This window comes from Variovorax sp. RTB1 (assembly GCF_035018765.1).
Lineage (GTDB): Bacteria > Pseudomonadota > Gammaproteobacteria > Burkholderiales > Burkholderiaceae_C > Variovorax.
This window is the reverse complement of record NZ_JASJXG010000020.1, coordinates 56924-72011: the sequence shown is the minus strand read 5'-3', so window position 1 is coordinate 72011 and position 15088 is coordinate 56924. Positions and strand designations below refer to the sequence as shown.

Here is a 15088-nt window from a genome sequence, read left to right as displayed (position 1 = left end):
TCGATGTCGATATGTCCTGTTCCCTACTTACAAAACATGCGCCTGCAACGCAGCATCTTTTCTTTTTCATGAACTCAGAGACAGTCCCCTTAAAAATTGCCATTGCTATTGCCACTGCAGGACGGAGGGAAGTGATCGCGGAAACGATCGACCTCCTGGCCAAACAATCGCGCATCGCTGACGAGCTGCTAATTTGTCCTGCGCGGGACGAAGATCTCGATATGGCCTGCCTGCGGGATTACCCTGGAAAGGTTCGCGTCTTGCGCGGGCCGGTGGGATCTTCTGCTCAGCGAAACGTGCTGCTCGACGCCACGGCAGCCGACATTGTGATTTTCTTCGACGATGACTTTTTGCCTGCGAACGACTACGTTGACGAGATTGGACTGTTGTTCACCGAGCATCCGACTGTCGTGGTGACGACAGGCAAAGTTCTGGCGGATGGAATCATCGGTCCTGGCCTTGGGCATGCAGATGGCTTGACCATTCTCAAAGAATCCGAGCCAAACAGCGAGACGACAACCTTGGTGTCGGCATACAACGCATACGGATGCAACATGGCCGTTCGAATGCAGGCCGTGCGCGACAATTAAATTCGCTTCGATGAACGGCTGCCGCTCTACGCATGGCTCGAGGACGTGGATTTCTCAAGGCAGCTCGCGTCATACGGGGAAATCGTTCAAGCGGCGCGCCTTCGGGGAGTTCATCTTGGTACCAAGCGATCGGGCCGCAGTCCCGGACGACGTCTGGGCTATTCCCAGGTAGCGAACCCTTTGTATCTCGCGCGTAAGGGCACCATGCACTGGCCGCGCGCGCTGAAGCAGATTGCGAGAAATCTGCTGGCCAATGCTTTCAGGAGCTTTTCTCCTGAGCCATGGGTCGATAGGCGCGGACGTTTGCTTGGAAACATCCGAGCGCTCCGCGATTTGGTCGGAGGGGGAATTTGTCCGGAAAAAGCCGTGAGTGCGTAGCGCTCACCGCCTAGACTACTGTGCCAATCACTCGCCGCTCTTGTGGAACGCACGGCAAATAACATGCGCATTGCGATCGTCTCCAAAATTCCGATGTTCCCCACCACCGGCGGGAATCGGGCGAGAGTCCTTACTCTTGTGCAAGCGCTCCATGCAATGGGCTGCGAGGTGTTTTTCATACTTATCCCATCTCGGCAGCTTGCTGTATTCGATGAAGAAAAGCATGTTGAGCTGTTAGGGGTACACAGATTCGTAACACTCGAATTTACACCGCTGGCTCGAATTAGAGATTTCGCAAAAAAGGCTTTCTACTCGATTCACTACAAACTGTATAAGAAAATAAAAAGAAAAGCCGCGTTACGAAGTAGCCCGGATTATTTGTTTGAGCGAGAAATTACAAGCTCCATCAACGATCTTTTTAAAATTTGGCAACCTCACGCAGTAGTAATCGTCTATGTTCATTTTTCTGCAATATTGGACTCGCTGAACTCGTCCATTTACAAAATTATCGATACGCAAGATGCGTTTTTTAATGAATTGACTGCTGAAGCAGAATCGAAAGGCTTGAATCGTGCAGACAAAATTATCGCCATTCAAGATAAAGAAGCCGATTACTTTAGGTCGATACTTCCGCGTGCGAACGTGGACAAGGTGGCAACAATTGGCCACATCACTACTTCCTCCGAGCGGGCCGTCCTTAGACAAAATTGCGCTGCTTCATTTGTCGGATCGTTATTCGAAGCAAACATAATTTCGATACTCTATTTTGTCGATGACGTTCTGCCAGCGATCTTGAAAGAAGTTCCAGACTTCAAGTTGTATGTCGGTGGGTCTATATGCGACATCCTTCAGGGTAAAGAAGGTGTGATCCCTTTAGGCAAGGTGGACAAGCTTGTTGACCTGTTCGAAAAAGGGCCAATCTTGATAAATCCTATTCGGGCTGGCACAGGGCTGAAGATTAAGTTGATCGACGCTATGGCACTGGGTTTACCGGTAATTAGTACCGTCCGCGGAGTAGAAGGATTACCAGACGACATGGTTCAATGCGTGGAGGTCATCGACGATGACGACGCGGCGGCATTTGCAGCGGCCGTCATCAAAATGTGTCTAGATGAGAACTCCAGAGCTACAAAGGGCGACCAAGCCTTTAAATGCTCCAAGTTCTGGAATGAACGGCAGCGCGACGGTCTCCGCACGATTCTCGACGAGGTTAAGAGAGTTTCAGCATAGAGCTTGGTGCTCTTCAGCTAATGTCCAAGATTCTCCGCGGATGGAGTCGGCCTCTAAACAAATCGCTGAAAGCGGTTAGGTTTCCTTTAAGCCGACCTCGACGATCGACCCAGGGTTCCGGGTTCACGCAACGCGCCAGATTGGCAGTCACATTGCGACCCATTTGAGAGAAAGCACGTGACCAGGCGAACGTTCCCTTTTTTGCCATATATATGGGATTGGCAATCTGCGAGTAGCCAAAGCGCACTCCAGAGGTTCGGCCGCGTTTGGTGGCCAAGTGCACACCTCGAAGCGATCGACTCTGTCCTATGGCACCCTTGGCAGACATTGATCTTGAAAAATCAACGTCTTCCAGCCATGAATAGAGTGGTAGGTTCTCGTCGAACGCTGCTCTGGAATCTCGAATAGTCGATGCGCGAAATGCCATATTGCAACCATAGACGTTGTAAATGGTATTTGGCGTGAGATCAGTGCATTCACTGTCTGAACTCAAAATTCTCAGCGCTTCATCGTGCTCTATACCAGGGCCCAAGGCCCCATCCACGATGACTATCCCTGTCATTGCGACAAAATCTGGCGAGGCCAAAAAACAACTGATTGTCTTTTCTAGAAAATCTACTGCTGGATAAAAGTCATCGTCAAAAAAGACAACCAGACCATCGTCGGAGATTTTCTTAAGTATCAGGTTTCGCTGAGCACAAAGTCCCCGCGCGCCGCGCACGACTTCGATTGGATAGGGCAACTTCGAGATGATCGATTCATCGAAATCGTAATCTGCGGCTGGGCAAATAATTACGCAGTCAGGAAGTTTTCGTTGGAGAGTCAATTGCCAGAGCATTTTGTCGAGTACATCTCGCCGGCCGGCAGTAGCGATGCCGACAACAATATGCTCGCTGGCATTGGCTTTCATTCGTGATAACGTCAATGTTCGAGAACGACAGGTGCGAAACAAGAGATTGCTATATCTTCTTCAGGAGTGCTGATGCCTAAAGCGAGCCGCGTGAGCAACACATGGCGCGAGCCAAAATCTTTGATCATGAGGCCTGCATTTGTCAGATGGGATCGCCTTGCAATTTGAAGGTCGCGGTCTCGGCCGATCAGTGCAGCCGCCCGAATGGCAGTCGCCAAGCCGATCGCATCGCCCGGCTCTACATAATTAGCCGTGCCCCCAAGGTAATCTTCAATACCGCCAGTACGGGTTAGCACCACAGGACGGCCAGCGTTGATGCCTTCCATTGCCACGGTAATCCCGGAAGCGTGCAGGTTGCCAAGGAGCGGAACCGCAACGACATCTGCGGCATCGTAGGCGGCTATGAGATCCTTGATGCCGACAGCGCTGCGCACGACGAAGTTTGGAACGTCAGCGGATACCAACCGACTTGCCCGTCGACGCTTAGAGAGCACGACGATCTCTATGTCCGAATTGTCGCGGGCGACTTTCTTTAGTGTGTCCCAGTCTCTATGCCGGTCGTTCCCCGGTGCAACCACTCGCAACCTGCCGTCAGCCCGAGGTTGCGAAACTGGTACCTCGAATGTAGGCTCGATACCAAAGGGGACTTTAATGACTGAGCGCCCCAGCACTTCGGTACCAAGTTTCGAGTTCAATGCGCTGTGAGTTGTCGCTACCGTCACCTCTTCGAGCAGCCAATGATGGAAGCGTTTGCGCAATGGGCTCCATTTCGACCATTTGTCCCATAGCCAAACACTCTGTCCAACGAGCGGAATCCGCTTCATCAGGTGTAACTTCATCAGCAAGGCATCTGCAAGATACTCACCCTCGGTGTGGGTCCATATGACGTCGGCCGAGTCGGCACATCTGCGATTGCGAAATGCGTGTATCAGATCGAAGCCAAACAAAAACTTGAGGCTGCGACGAAGCAAGGACACCACCTTTGGCTCTGGAGCATCGGCAGAATAATTGAGATTGACCCAAGTCTGAGCCCAGTGATACCCATACGGTTGTTCCTCAAACACAATGCCTTTTTGGTACGCCTTCGCCCATGTGTCCGGACCGCGTCCGTAGTCAAGATGGACATAGGCCGACGGACGGTTAAACGTCTTAATGGCAGTTAAATCTCGCTCGGTTCCTGGTGCATTTATCCGTCCAATGTGACCGTAGCCCTTAGTAGCCGTCGTACTCATATTCGCGAGCCTCTAAAGAATTCTCGGATTAGCTTGGACGGCATACTGGTGCGCAGCATGTTGATAGATCCGGTGGCTATAGCCGCAGTCTCCGTTATACCTTCGGCTGAAGTTCATTCCATTGAACAACACACCATTGATCGGCGCGCCGGCTTGGGTCAGTCGACGCATGCTTTCATTTAACTCCCCCAATTTAGTTTTATCGGCTCGAGCCACGAGTAGCACTATACCGCAAGCAGGCGCAATAGCGGCCGCGTCAGCTGCTACCAACACTGGAGCAGTGTCTATGACTAAATGATCATAGCGTGATGAGAGCATATCCAATGCAAGAGTGAAGGCCTTCGACTCCAGCATGTCGGCGGGCATGCGGGGCAGCTGGCCGGTAGTCAATACGTCGAGGTTGGGGCGAACCTGTGCGTGAATTGATGCTTGCATTCCGAGCTTCCCTGCCAGCAATTCTGACAAACCACCTTCTTGTTTAAGACCAAATATTCCACGCGGCTCACGTTTGCGAAGATCGGCGTTGATCAACAGCACTCGCTTGCCACTCTGTGCTAGCAGAAGCGCAAAATTACTGGCAATAAAGCTCTTGCCTATTCCCGGTGTTGCGCCGGTAACGAGAATTCGATTATTCGAAGCTTCGGCCATGGCAATTTTGAGGCCAACGCGTAGCCCCCTCAATGTTTCGACTGGGTAGCTGTGAGGGTAAATGTCCGTCAGCAAATTATTTGCCGTGGCTTTATTGCCGCCTTGGTCCAAAAGAGTTTGCTCGGGGCTATGGGGAACGACGGCATACACTTCCAAGCCGGTGTGAAGTTCGATTTCTTTTGGATTATGAACGCCGGGCCTTGAACGCGTACGGATCAGAGCAATAGCAGGTCCTACCAAAATCCCCAACATCAATGCGAAAGCCAATACCAGAAGCTTCTGCGGTTTGACCGGCACTTTTGATACTGCGGCTTTATCGAGTAGCCGCACATTGCCAATTTTTCCCTCTTTTAACAACCGCATTTGCAATGCATTGTTTTGCATAGATTGATAGAGTGCACTATTAACGCGCACTTCGCGTTCTAGGCGCAATGCGTCGCGTTGAATATTCGGCATTCCTGCAATGCGCGTGTTGATGGAACCTAGTTCGCTTTGTACTGCACCGATCTGTTTGTCTAACGTTTGAACCTTGCTGCTCTGGTCTGAAAACGTTGGCTCCGCTTCACGGCGCTTTTGTTGCAGGTCTAAAAGACTGCTTTGCAAATCCGCTGTCTTTTTAAGCCAGACTTTTGCTTCTTCATCGAACGCGATAGTTCCGTTTTGATTTCGAAAGCGCGCGAACGCGTCTTCTGAGGTCTTGAGCTGATTTTCAAACGTTGGAAGTTGCGAATCGAGGAAGGCGAGGGTTTTTTCGGCTTCGGCGGACTTGCGCGCCATGTTCTGTCGCACGTATTGCTCGCCAATCGCATCGAGCACACGTGCCAGACGCAGACGGTTGCTATCTTCGAGAGTCACGCCGATCACATTCGACTGCCGACCCTGCTCCGCCAGCTGCAAACGCCCCTGCAACTGCTCGATGGCGCGATCGCGTGACGACACGAAGACGGTGAACTTTGCACCGGGTCTGCCTGCCAGCTGGCTCAGTTGAATGTCGAGAACACCGTCGGACAAGGTGTAGCGCAGGGGCTGCCCGAGCACCCCGTTGAGAGGGGCTTCGAGCATTTCATGGCGCACTGTGTAGCGGCCTCCGCCTTGTGTGGTGACGATAAAAGGGCCGGTGTCTTCCAGCGAGGGAGGCACATTGAAGCGAGTCACATCGATGCGCTCGGCTCCGGTCACATAGCCGCCAAGAATGGGCATCGAAAGACCCACATCGTGGCGCGCGAGCCATGCGCCCACTATGGGCAGATAGCGGGGTTGGGCGCTGACTTGCAGGTCTGCCTGATCGGCTGCCGCATTGAGCACCATGCGAGAACCAAGAACCTGGAGTTCGCCGGTGAGCGGCGTCTTGACCTCGAACAGCCCGGTGGTCTCGTTCAAGAAGCTTTTGCTGTCCGGCGCAGAGTCTTCAATCTGGATGAGGAGGTTGGCGCGGTAGATCGGCGTGGCCAGCGTCACATAGACCAGGCCCACGAGCAGAGCGAATGTAACGACTCCGCTGATAAGCCATTTGTGGTCGAGCAGGATGTCGCTGTAAGCCGAAAGGCGCGGCGCGTCATCCGCGTCAACCATCACCATGGTTTCGCCGGAGGCGGCGAGAGCGCGCTGGCGAGCATCTGGCGTGGAACTGATAGGAGGGCGGCTCATGCTGGATTGGGAAGGCTCAAACGAAAGGTAATTGCCGGCAGAAAGCTTGCCGGTACGGGCCTTGCGCAGCCAGGACTGGTGGTCACCAGGATCGGTGCCATGTCAGTGGCCTAGGGCAGCGGAGGATCTAAGGGTGCGCCCCATGAAGGTTTTGAGAGTCATAGCGTAGTGATTCCGGAGAAACGGCGCCACAGCGGCGCAAGATCTATGCTCGATAACCACTTAAGTTTACATTTTGTGCTGAATGTAAACCAAAGTGTTTCGTTTACCCAACGTCCACTAGTCGATAGTTTTGCGAATTCCTTGGCTCGCGTCGGACGAAAACCACCTGTGCGCTGGTCGCGCGTCTACCCCCGCCTTTCTCGCTGCCGGCAGGGCGGTGGCAAATCCCAAGGACCTTGGCGTCCGCGTGGGGCACGCGAGCGACACCCACGCCGGCGACATCGATCACCCGGGTGCGAAGGGGCGATTGCCCTTTGCCAATCACTCTGCATTGCAATACCAAAGTGGTAATTGTCTTTGAGTGACGTGCAAATGAAAGTATTCATACTATTTGAATATTCTGACGGGCATCACATGCCAAAACGGGCGAGATTGCTAATCCCCAATCAAATTGACACAACTGCAAAAAATATCACGGTGCAGAATGCGCTCTGCTAAACCGAATTAGGTTGACGGCCACAACTTAAGTTCGCATTTGATAATGATTCGGTTGGCATTGAAATTGCACTCGGTGAATAAATAAGAAGCCAGAGACAGCCCTAATACTTTTGGGTACGGCACCCCCTTTTAATTGGTCTCTGGGAGAGTCTGATGTTGTCGACGTTTGCTATTGGCTTACAGGAAACGCGCCTTTTGGCGTTAGGAAAATTTAATCCTTTGTTGGGCTTGGCCCTGAGAATTGGAGATCTGGCCGTATTTGTAGGAAGCGGACTACTGGCATTTGCTTTGCGGTTTGGCCACTCCGAAATGGGCACCGATTACGTGCACGCGGTGACACGCGGTGTGTTGTTCGCGATCATCGTCTTCAACGGCAGTTCGCTGTACCGTAGCTGGCGGGGCCGCACCATCGCCGCGGAGCTGTTCAAGCTCGGCACGCTGTGGCCGCTGATGTTCTGCTTGATGGCCGTGTATGCGCTGGCCACGAGAGACGGGCAAGACACATCACGGTTGTGGTGGGCCTCGTGGTTTGCGCTCAGCGTCGGTGGTGCACTGCTCTTGCGCGTGTCGGTGAATACGGCAGTGCGCTGGACAAGCGGTCAGCGCAAAGACGCGCGTGTTGCCGTCGTGGTCGGCGCAAATCCTGAGGCGCAGCGCCTGGTCGATGCAATTCGGCGCGATGACTCGTGCGGCATCGAGGTCCGCGGCTGGTTTGCCACCCACTCAGACAGGAGCGAGTTGACTGGCGCACCCATGTTGGGCCGCCTTGACAATCTGGGCGCCTACGTCGAGTCGCGCGGCGTCGAATTGGTCTGGCTGGCATTGCCCATAGGCGATCAAGCAAAGATCTCCTATGCACTCAGCCAGCTGCGGCACTCGACTGCAGACATCAAGCTCGTGCCTGACCTGTTCGGGCTGCACCTGCTGAATCACTCGGTCGAAGAGATCGCCGGTCTGCCTGTAATCACGCTGCAGCAGACCCCTTTGCACGGTGCGGCGCGCGTGGTCAAGAAGGTAGAAGACCTGGTGTTGTCGGCACTGATCGTTGTGCTGATTTCCCCCTTGATGCTTGCCATAGCCGTCGCCGTCAAGCTGAGTTCCCCTGGCCCGGTTTTCTATCGGCAGGAGCGGGTCAGCTGGAACAACAAGAAGTTCCACATGCTCAAGTTCCGTTCGATGCCCGTAGATGCAGAGCAGAAGACCGGCGCCGTATGGGCCAAGGCCGGTGAAACGCGTTCGACACAGGTCGGTGCATTCCTGCGCAAAACGAGTCTCGACGAGCTACCTCAGTTTCTCAATGTCTTGATGGGTGACATGTCCATCGTCGGACCACGGCCGGAGCGACCTGTGTTCGTCGAGCAGTTCAAGAACGAAATTCCCGCGTACATGAAGAAGCACATGGTCAAGGCGGGCATCACCGGTTGGGCGCAAGTCAATGGCTGGAGGGGCTCCACTGACCTTGCCAAGCGTATCGAGTGCGACATCGCCTACATCGAGAACTGGTCACTGACGTTCGATTTGAAGATCATCGTCTTGACGGTGTTCAAAGGCTTCATCAACAAGAATGCGTACTGACGTGAAGGTTGCGTTGGTCCATTACTGGCTGGTCGGAATGCGCGGAGGGGAGAAGGTCCTCGAAGTGTTGTGCGACCTCTACCCCGATGCGGACATCTTCACGCTGGTGTGCGATGCGTCTGCCATCTCGGAAAAGCTCAAGCGTCATCGCATCACCACGTCGTTCTTGCAGAAGATCGGCGGGGTACGGCACTACCAAAAGATGCTGCCACTCATGCCGTATGCGCTGGAGTCCTTCGATCTCACTGGCTACGACCTGATCATCTCCAGCGAGTCGGGGCCGGCAAAGGGAATCATCCCCGGACCGGATGCGACCCACATCTGTTTTTGCCACTCGCCGATGCGCTACATCTGGGACTTGTACCCGCAATACCGCGCGGCCGCCGGCCCTATCACGCGCTTGTTGATGTCGCTGGCGGCGCCTTCGCTGCGCCAATGGGACGTGAGTACCTCGCACCGCGTCGATCACTTCATCGCCAATTCGGCCTATGTGGCCAAGCGCATCGAGCGCTACTACAGACGCACTGCGCATGTGGTGCATCCGCCAGTGAACCTCGCACGCTTTGCGCCGCTCGCTCCATCCGAAGAGCCAGGCGACTACTACCTCTGTGCCGGCCAGATCACGCCGTACAAGAAGATCGAAATCGCAGTCGAAGCCTGTACACGTTTGGGCAGGCGCCTTGTCGTGATCGGTTCCGGTGCGAGCCCGGCACTCAGGCAACTGGCGGGCCCCACGGTGGAGTTTTTGGGTGCGGTCGATGACGCCACCATGACACGTCACTTTTCGCTCTGCAAGGCACTTTTGTTCCCAGGGGTCGAAGACTTTGGCATCGTTCCACTCGAAGTCATGGCGAGCGGCAGGCCGGTCATTGCCTATGCCAAAGGCGGGGCGCTCGAAACGGTTGTCGATGGGCGCACCGGCTTGTTCTTCCATGAACAAACGACAGGGGCCATGGTCGATGCGATAGGGCGGTTCGAGGCCGCTGCAGCGTCCTTCCGTTCCGACGTGCTGCATGCGCACGCGGGCACCTTCGACACGGCTGTGTTCAAGGCGAAGTTGGCAGAACGTATCGATTCGTTGCTCGCCATTCAACAGTGCCCAGCGGGCTGAGCAGGCAAGCGCATGGAAGCCATCCCTATCGTCGTCTTCTGGGTCATCGTCGTGTGGACCCTGTTTCAGGGAAAACAGGTTCTGCTGTACTTGCTGTTCGCTTCGATGTCGTTCGGCTCGTTCGCGGCCATTCCCACGGAGGTGACGGGCGGCCTCACGCTAACACCGACGCCACTCGTCGCCATGGTGTTGATAGCGCGGGAGCTGGGCAGCATGCGCGGCCTGGCGACGGCGTTCCAGTCCGCACTCAAGCCGTCTGGCTTGTTTCTCTTGTTTCTTTTCTGGGCGGTGGCCGGTTTCGCCACCGCGTTCATGCCACGGCTTTTCGCGGGCGTGGTTCAGGTGGTGCCTGTTCGCTTTGGTGATCTGGCCGATTCGGTGTTACTCGTGCCGACCGTCCAAAACCTCTCGCAGTTCGTGTACGTCAGCATATCGGTGCTGAGCGTTTTCGCCTTTGCCAGCCTGTTGCGTGCCGAGACCATGCGGCGGCATGCGTTGGTCGCGCTTTGCTTTGGCGCAGCAATGGCGGTTTCCACCGGGTTCCTAGACTACTTATCTCAGTCGACGGGGCTGGAGTCGTTGCTCGAAGTCTTTCGCACCGCCAGCTACGCGTTGCTGATCGAAGATGAAGTGCTCGGTGGCAAACGCGTGGTCGGATTGATGCCGGAGGCTTCGGCTTTCGGCACGTTGTCGCTGAGTTTTCTGGTGTCTTTGTATTTCTTTCGGCGCGCGATGCCGGCAGGCCTGCTGCGGGATCGCGGGGTGCCTGTCCTGATGGCCTTGCTGCTGCTGTTGACCTGGCTTTCGACTTCGTCCGCTGCATATTTGGGGCTGGGACTGTTTGGTGCCGCAGCGGCGGCGGAATGGTGTTGGCGCGTGATTGCCGCAGGGCGCAATCCTTACCTGCGCCGCGGTGTCTCGAGCGAGTTCTGGTTAGGAGCCGCTGCGGCAGGCGTACTGGTCCTGGCTGTCCTGGTCGTTCCCAAGGTGTTCAACCCCATGGTCGAGATGTTCGATGCAATGGTGCTGCAGAAGTCCAACAGCAGCTCATTCGAAGAGCGCGGCATGTGGACGCGAGTTTCCTTGAACTCCTTGTTTGCAACGTATGGCCTGGGCGTCGGCCTGGGCGGCACCCGCGCATCCAACTTCGCCGTAGCCCTTGCAAGCAATACCGGTGTACTGGGTGCGGCGTTTTACTTTCTGTTCGTGGCGCAAACCGTATTGATGCGGCGAGCGCGACAAGGCGACGCAAAAGGGCAGGCCATCTTGTCGGCTGTCCGGTGGTCTTATCTGCCTCCCTTCTTCACCAGTCTGACGATCGGAACGACGCCGGACTTCGGCTTGTACAACGCGTTTCTCTATGGGATGGCTGCGGCAGTGGCTGGCACAGAGCTGCAACGGGTGTTTCGCCCGGCCGTCCATAGGGAGGCACGTGTCAACTAAACCGCCGAACATTGCGAGCAAGGCGGTCGGCGCCGGGGCCTGGACTGTCGGCACGCGGCTCATTGCCAAGCTGATCGACTTGGCCATGTTGCTCTGCCTGGCTCGTTTTCTGGGGCCGGCTGAGTTCGGCCTTGTGGCCACCGCGATGGCAGTAGTGTTCATCGTCGAAGCCTTGTTCGAGTTGCCGATGGCCGCAGCGTTGATTCGCCTGCCTGAGTTGACGCCCGCCATGTTGCACACGGCCTTCACGCTCAGCCTTTTGCGCGGGATCGTCATTGCACTGCTTTTGCTGGCGCTGGCCTGGCCGCTGGCTGCGTTCAACGATGAGCCCCGGCTGACGAGCTTGCTCGCAGTGCTCGCGCTGGCGCCGGCGCTACGTGGGCTCGTCAGCCCGCGAATGGTCGAATATGCGCGTGCGTTCAACTTTAGACCGGACTCTGCAATGGAGCTGTCTGGCAAGGCTGTCGCATTTACCGTATCGGTTGCTATCGCTGTCATCACTCGCAGTTACTGGGCTATTGCAGCTGCGACCGTGTGTGGCCCGTTGGTATCGACGCTCTTGTCTTACTACATCGCCCCATTGCGACTGCGACTGACGCTCGTTCATTGGACACATTTCTCCAGCCTGATCGGCTGGAACTTCTTGTCCCAGTTGAGCGCGGCACTCAACTGGCAAATCGACCGGTTGATGCTCCCGCGCCTGACTACCGACACGGTGTTTGGGCAGTACGCCATGGGCAAACAAATGTCGGAGATTCCGATTCAGGCACTGGTCGCACCTTTGGCTCGCCCTGCGATGGCGGCGCTGGCATCTGCCGGCGGTAGCCAGGCCTCGCGTTACCTTCAGTTGTCGCACGCCATTGCGCTGGTGCTGATTCCTGTGATGGGCGTGCCGCTGTTTTGGCCGGACGTGTTGGTCCGCGTGGCGCTGGGCCCCGCTTGGGTGCTGGCTGCGGAGTGGGTTCGCTGGCTCAGTGCAGTCGCCTTGCTTGGATTGCCCGCCGTGCTGATGGGCTCGCTTGCAATGACGTTAAACCGTACGCGCTGGGTCGCTGTACGCACCCTGGTCGAACTGCTGGCTCGGTTGCCGTTGGTCTGGGCAGGCGCCGTGCATTTCGGTATTCCCGGTGCGATTGCCGGCAGCGCGATCGCTACCGCAACCGGCACGCTCACTGCGCTGTTCATCGTGCGGCGCCTGATCGGAACAGGCCTTGCACAGCAGGTGTTTGCGTTGTGGAGGCCCATTGTGTCGATGCTGCCGGCAGGTGCGGTTCTTTGGCTTGCGAGACCCAGGGTGATGGGCGCTGCGAGCCTGACCGAAATGGCGATATCCGCAGTGCTCGTCGGAGCGCTGTACCTGCTGGTCTATGCGCTGTCGGTCCTGGGGGTGTGGCGGCTTGCCGGTCGGCCAGCGGGCCTGGAACGGCACCTGGTCGACACCCTTCGCAACCGGTTCAAACAGTCGACCAACGCAATGGAGTCCCATGGTACGCAACCTCAATGACACCCCCCCTTCTGGCAATGGAAGCAAGCGAGCGGACATGCCCAGCCTTGTGATCAACGGCAAGTTTCTGCAGCGCTCGACGAGTCGGTCCGGCGTCTATCGCGTGGCGCGTGAATTGTTGGTCGCGCTGGACAACCTATTCGCCCGTAACCCGGCGTTGGCCAATGCGGTGCCGTGTCGCGTGATCGTGCCAGGTGGCCGAGGCACCGACCTAAAGCTTTCTCGCATCGGGGTGGAAGTCGACCACGGAGCCAGCGAGATGAGGCCTCTGATGCGTCGGCTTTACGGCGCGCTATGGGAACAACTGGTGCTGCCCCGACGTGCCAATGGCGACACGCTCATCAGTCTTTGCAACATGGGGCCTGTGATGCATGGCCAAGCATTCACCATGGTTCACGATGCGCAGGTCTACACCTCGCCTGCCTCGTACTCCCGCCTTTTCAGAACCTGGTACCGGTTGATGCTGCCACGGCTGGGAAAACGCAACAGGGCATTGCTGACCGTCTCCGATTTCTCGCGAAAACAGCTGGACGAATTTGGCGTGGCCGATGCAGCGCGCATTCATGTGATCTACAACGGCTGCGACCACGTGCTTCGGCTTGTCGCGGATTTGGCCAAGGTCGATGCGGTTGGCCTTGCAGGCAAGCGCTACGTGCTCGCCCTTGCGAACATTCAGCTGCACAAAAATATCGGAGTGTTGCTGAAAGCGTTTCAGTCACCCGCGTTGAGCGACATGACCCTTGCGCTCTTCGGTCCGGGAAAACGCGAGGACTTCGCGAGTCGAGGTCACGTCGTGCCGCTCAACGTCGAGTTCCTGGGGTTCGTCAGTGACGAAGAATTGGTTGGATTGCTTCAACGCGCTACTGCACTGGCTTTTCCTTCCACCACAGAGGGATTCGGGCTACCGCCGTTGGAGGCGATGGCGCTCGGCTGCCCGACCGTCGTTGCGCCCTGCGGTGCGTTACCCGAAGTCTGCGGTGATGCGTCGTTGTGGGCCGATGCGCACGACGCCGATCAATGGGCCGCGCAGATTGTTCGTCTCCGTGATGACGAGGTCCTGCGCGCAGACATGAAGCGCCGTGGGCGAGCTCAGGCCGCAAAGTTCACATGGGACAAGGCTGCGCGTCGATTGCTCCAAATCGTGATCGGACAGCCGTTGGCCGATGCCGACTTGTTGGCACCTGCGCAACGTACCGATCCTCGGCCGCTTTCACCGCCGTCGTTGTCGGGGCGTGCGCTGTGACGCAGTCGCTCAATATTGCGATCGCGATCGCCACCGCGGGGCGCCGAGAGGTGGTTGCTGAAACCATCGGTTTGCTTGCTGGTCAGTCCCGGATGGCGAACGAATTGATGATTTGCCCGGCTACAGATCAGGACTTCGATCCGGTATGTTTGCAGGGCTACCCGGGACCGGCGCGCGTTTTTCGCGGACCGGTCGGCTCGTCGCCGCAGCGCAATGTGCTGCTCGACGCGACCGAAGCTGACGTAGTGATCTTCTTCGACGACGACTTCCTGCCGTCTCACGACTATGTCGCGGAGGTCGAGAGCATGTTCGCAGCCAACCCTGAAGTCGTCGTAACCACCGGAAAATTACTGCGCGACGGTGCGCTTGGTCCCGGCATTGTTCACGAAGAAGGACTGCGTCTCTTAAAAGAAGCCGGACCGAACAGCGAGGCACGGTCGATAACGTCGACATACAACGGCTACGGATGCAATCTCGCCGTTCGCATGAAGACGGTGCGTGATCATGGAATCCGCTTCGACGAACGTCTTCCGCTCTACGCATGGCTCGAAGACGTGGACTTCTCGCGGCAGCTCGCATTGCATGGGGACATCGTCAAGGTTGCGCGCTTGCGCGGCGTTCACCTCGGTACCAAACGAACGGGTCGTAGCCCGGGGGCTCGCCTCGGCTATTCGCAAGTTGCCAACCCTGTCTATCTGGCACGCAAGGGGACCATGCGTTGGCCGCTGGCTTTGAAGCAGGTCGGAAAAAACATGCTCGCCAACGGCCTGCGCAGTTTTTCTCCGGAGCCTTGGGTCGATCGGCGTGGCCGCTTGCTAGGAAACATGCGGGCGATCAAAGACTTGATCGGCGGAAAGATGAGTCCAGAGAGGGCCTTGAACGTCTCGCGGTAGACGTGTGCATATTGCTCATCGAAC

Annotated in this window: 11 protein-coding genes; 8 read left to right on the top strand and 3 right to left on the bottom strand. The window is 56.5% G+C overall.

All coding sequences use genetic code 11. From position 1 onward, the window contains the following. Positions 1-68 precede the first annotated feature (68 nt). Complete coding sequence (locus QN397_RS14345; protein ID WP_323498465.1) at positions 69-590, top strand: glycosyltransferase family A protein; 522 nt, start codon at positions 69-71, stop codon at positions 588-590. 441 nt (positions 591-1031) lie between these two features. Next, positions 1032-2198, top strand: coding sequence for a glycosyltransferase (locus QN397_RS14340; RefSeq protein ID WP_323501223.1), 1167 nt, complete (start codon positions 1032-1034; stop codon positions 2196-2198). Positions 2199-2211: 13 nt separating this feature from the next. On the opposite strand, the gene QN397_RS14335 is transcribed toward QN397_RS14340, so the two are convergent. From QN397_RS14335 to QN397_RS14325, 3 genes are read right to left on the bottom strand one after another with little or no spacing between them, the layout of a single operon-like run. Continuing rightward, on the bottom strand, positions 2212-3108 hold the full coding sequence (locus QN397_RS14335) for a glycosyltransferase family 2 protein (RefSeq protein WP_323498462.1): 897 nt from the start codon (positions 3106-3108) through the stop codon (positions 2212-2214). An 11-nt stretch (positions 3109-3119) separates the two neighbouring features. After that, the gene (locus tag QN397_RS14330; RefSeq protein WP_323498461.1) at positions 3120-4340 is read right to left on the bottom strand and encodes a glycosyltransferase; all 1221 of its coding nucleotides are present in this window, start codon (positions 4338-4340) and stop codon (positions 3120-3122) included. 12 nt (positions 4341-4352) lie between these two features. Beyond that, entirely contained in the window at positions 4353-6635 is a 2283-nt protein-coding gene (locus QN397_RS14325) for a polysaccharide biosynthesis tyrosine autokinase (protein ID WP_323498460.1), read from the bottom strand. A gap of 813 nt (positions 6636-7448) precedes the next feature. On the opposite strand from QN397_RS14325, the gene QN397_RS14320 reads away from it, so the two are divergent. From QN397_RS14320 to QN397_RS14295, 6 genes are read left to right on the top strand one after another with little or no spacing between them, the layout of a single operon-like run. Beyond that, entirely contained in the window at positions 7449-8870 is a 1422-nt protein-coding gene (locus tag QN397_RS14320) for an undecaprenyl-phosphate glucose phosphotransferase (RefSeq protein WP_323501222.1), read from the top strand. Between the two features lies 1 nt (position 8871). Next, positions 8872-9981 carry a glycosyltransferase gene (locus QN397_RS14315; RefSeq protein ID WP_323501221.1) on the top strand — a complete coding sequence of 370 codons (1110 nt, stop codon included), beginning with the start codon at positions 8872-8874 and terminating at the stop codon, positions 9979-9981. A 12-nt stretch (positions 9982-9993) separates the two neighbouring features. Continuing rightward, positions 9994-11424, top strand: a complete 1431-nt coding sequence (locus tag QN397_RS14310) for a hypothetical protein (protein ID WP_323498457.1) — start codon at positions 9994-9996, stop codon at positions 11422-11424. Then, entirely contained in the window at positions 11414-12928 is a 1515-nt protein-coding gene (locus QN397_RS14305; protein ID WP_323498456.1) for an oligosaccharide flippase family protein, read from the top strand. Before QN397_RS14310 ends, QN397_RS14305 begins: the two co-directional genes overlap by 11 nt. Before the next feature lie 37 nt (positions 12929-12965). After that, positions 12966-14171 carry a glycosyltransferase family 1 protein gene (locus tag QN397_RS14300; RefSeq protein WP_323498455.1) on the top strand — a complete coding sequence of 402 codons (1206 nt, stop codon included), beginning with the start codon at positions 12966-12968 and terminating at the stop codon, positions 14169-14171. Next, positions 14168-15064, top strand: coding sequence for a glycosyltransferase family 2 protein (locus QN397_RS14295; RefSeq protein ID WP_323498454.1), 897 nt, complete (start codon positions 14168-14170; stop codon positions 15062-15064). Before QN397_RS14300 ends, QN397_RS14295 begins: the two co-directional genes overlap by 4 nt. Positions 15065-15088: the final 24 nt, after the last annotated feature.

What these genes read in the sequence shown, in the direction of transcription:
- QN397_RS14335 (WP_323498462.1), bottom strand. Translation starts at nt 3,108, where the DNA reads ATGAAAGCCAATGCCAGCGAGCATATTGTTGTCGGCATCGCTACTGCC.
- QN397_RS14310 (WP_323498457.1), top strand. Translation starts at nt 9,994, where the DNA reads ATGGAAGCCATCCCTATCGTCGTCTTCTGGGTCATCGTCGTGTGGACC.
- QN397_RS14300 (WP_323498455.1), top strand. Translation starts at nt 12,966, where the DNA reads ATGCCCAGCCTTGTGATCAACGGCAAGTTTCTGCAGCGCTCGACGAGT.
- QN397_RS14340 (WP_323501223.1), top strand. Translation starts at nt 1,032, where the DNA reads ATGCGCATTGCGATCGTCTCCAAAATTCCGATGTTCCCCACCACCGGC.
- QN397_RS14330 (WP_323498461.1), bottom strand. Translation starts at nt 4,340, where the DNA reads ATGAGTACGACGGCTACTAAGGGCTACGGTCACATTGGACGGATAAAT.
- QN397_RS14325 (WP_323498460.1), bottom strand. Translation starts at nt 6,635, where the DNA reads ATGAGCCGCCCTCCTATCAGTTCCACGCCAGATGCTCGCCAGCGCGCT.
- QN397_RS14345 (WP_323498465.1), top strand. Translation starts at nt 69, where the DNA reads ATGAACTCAGAGACAGTCCCCTTAAAAATTGCCATTGCTATTGCCACT.
- QN397_RS14320 (WP_323501222.1), top strand. Translation starts at nt 7,449, where the DNA reads ATGTTGTCGACGTTTGCTATTGGCTTACAGGAAACGCGCCTTTTGGCG.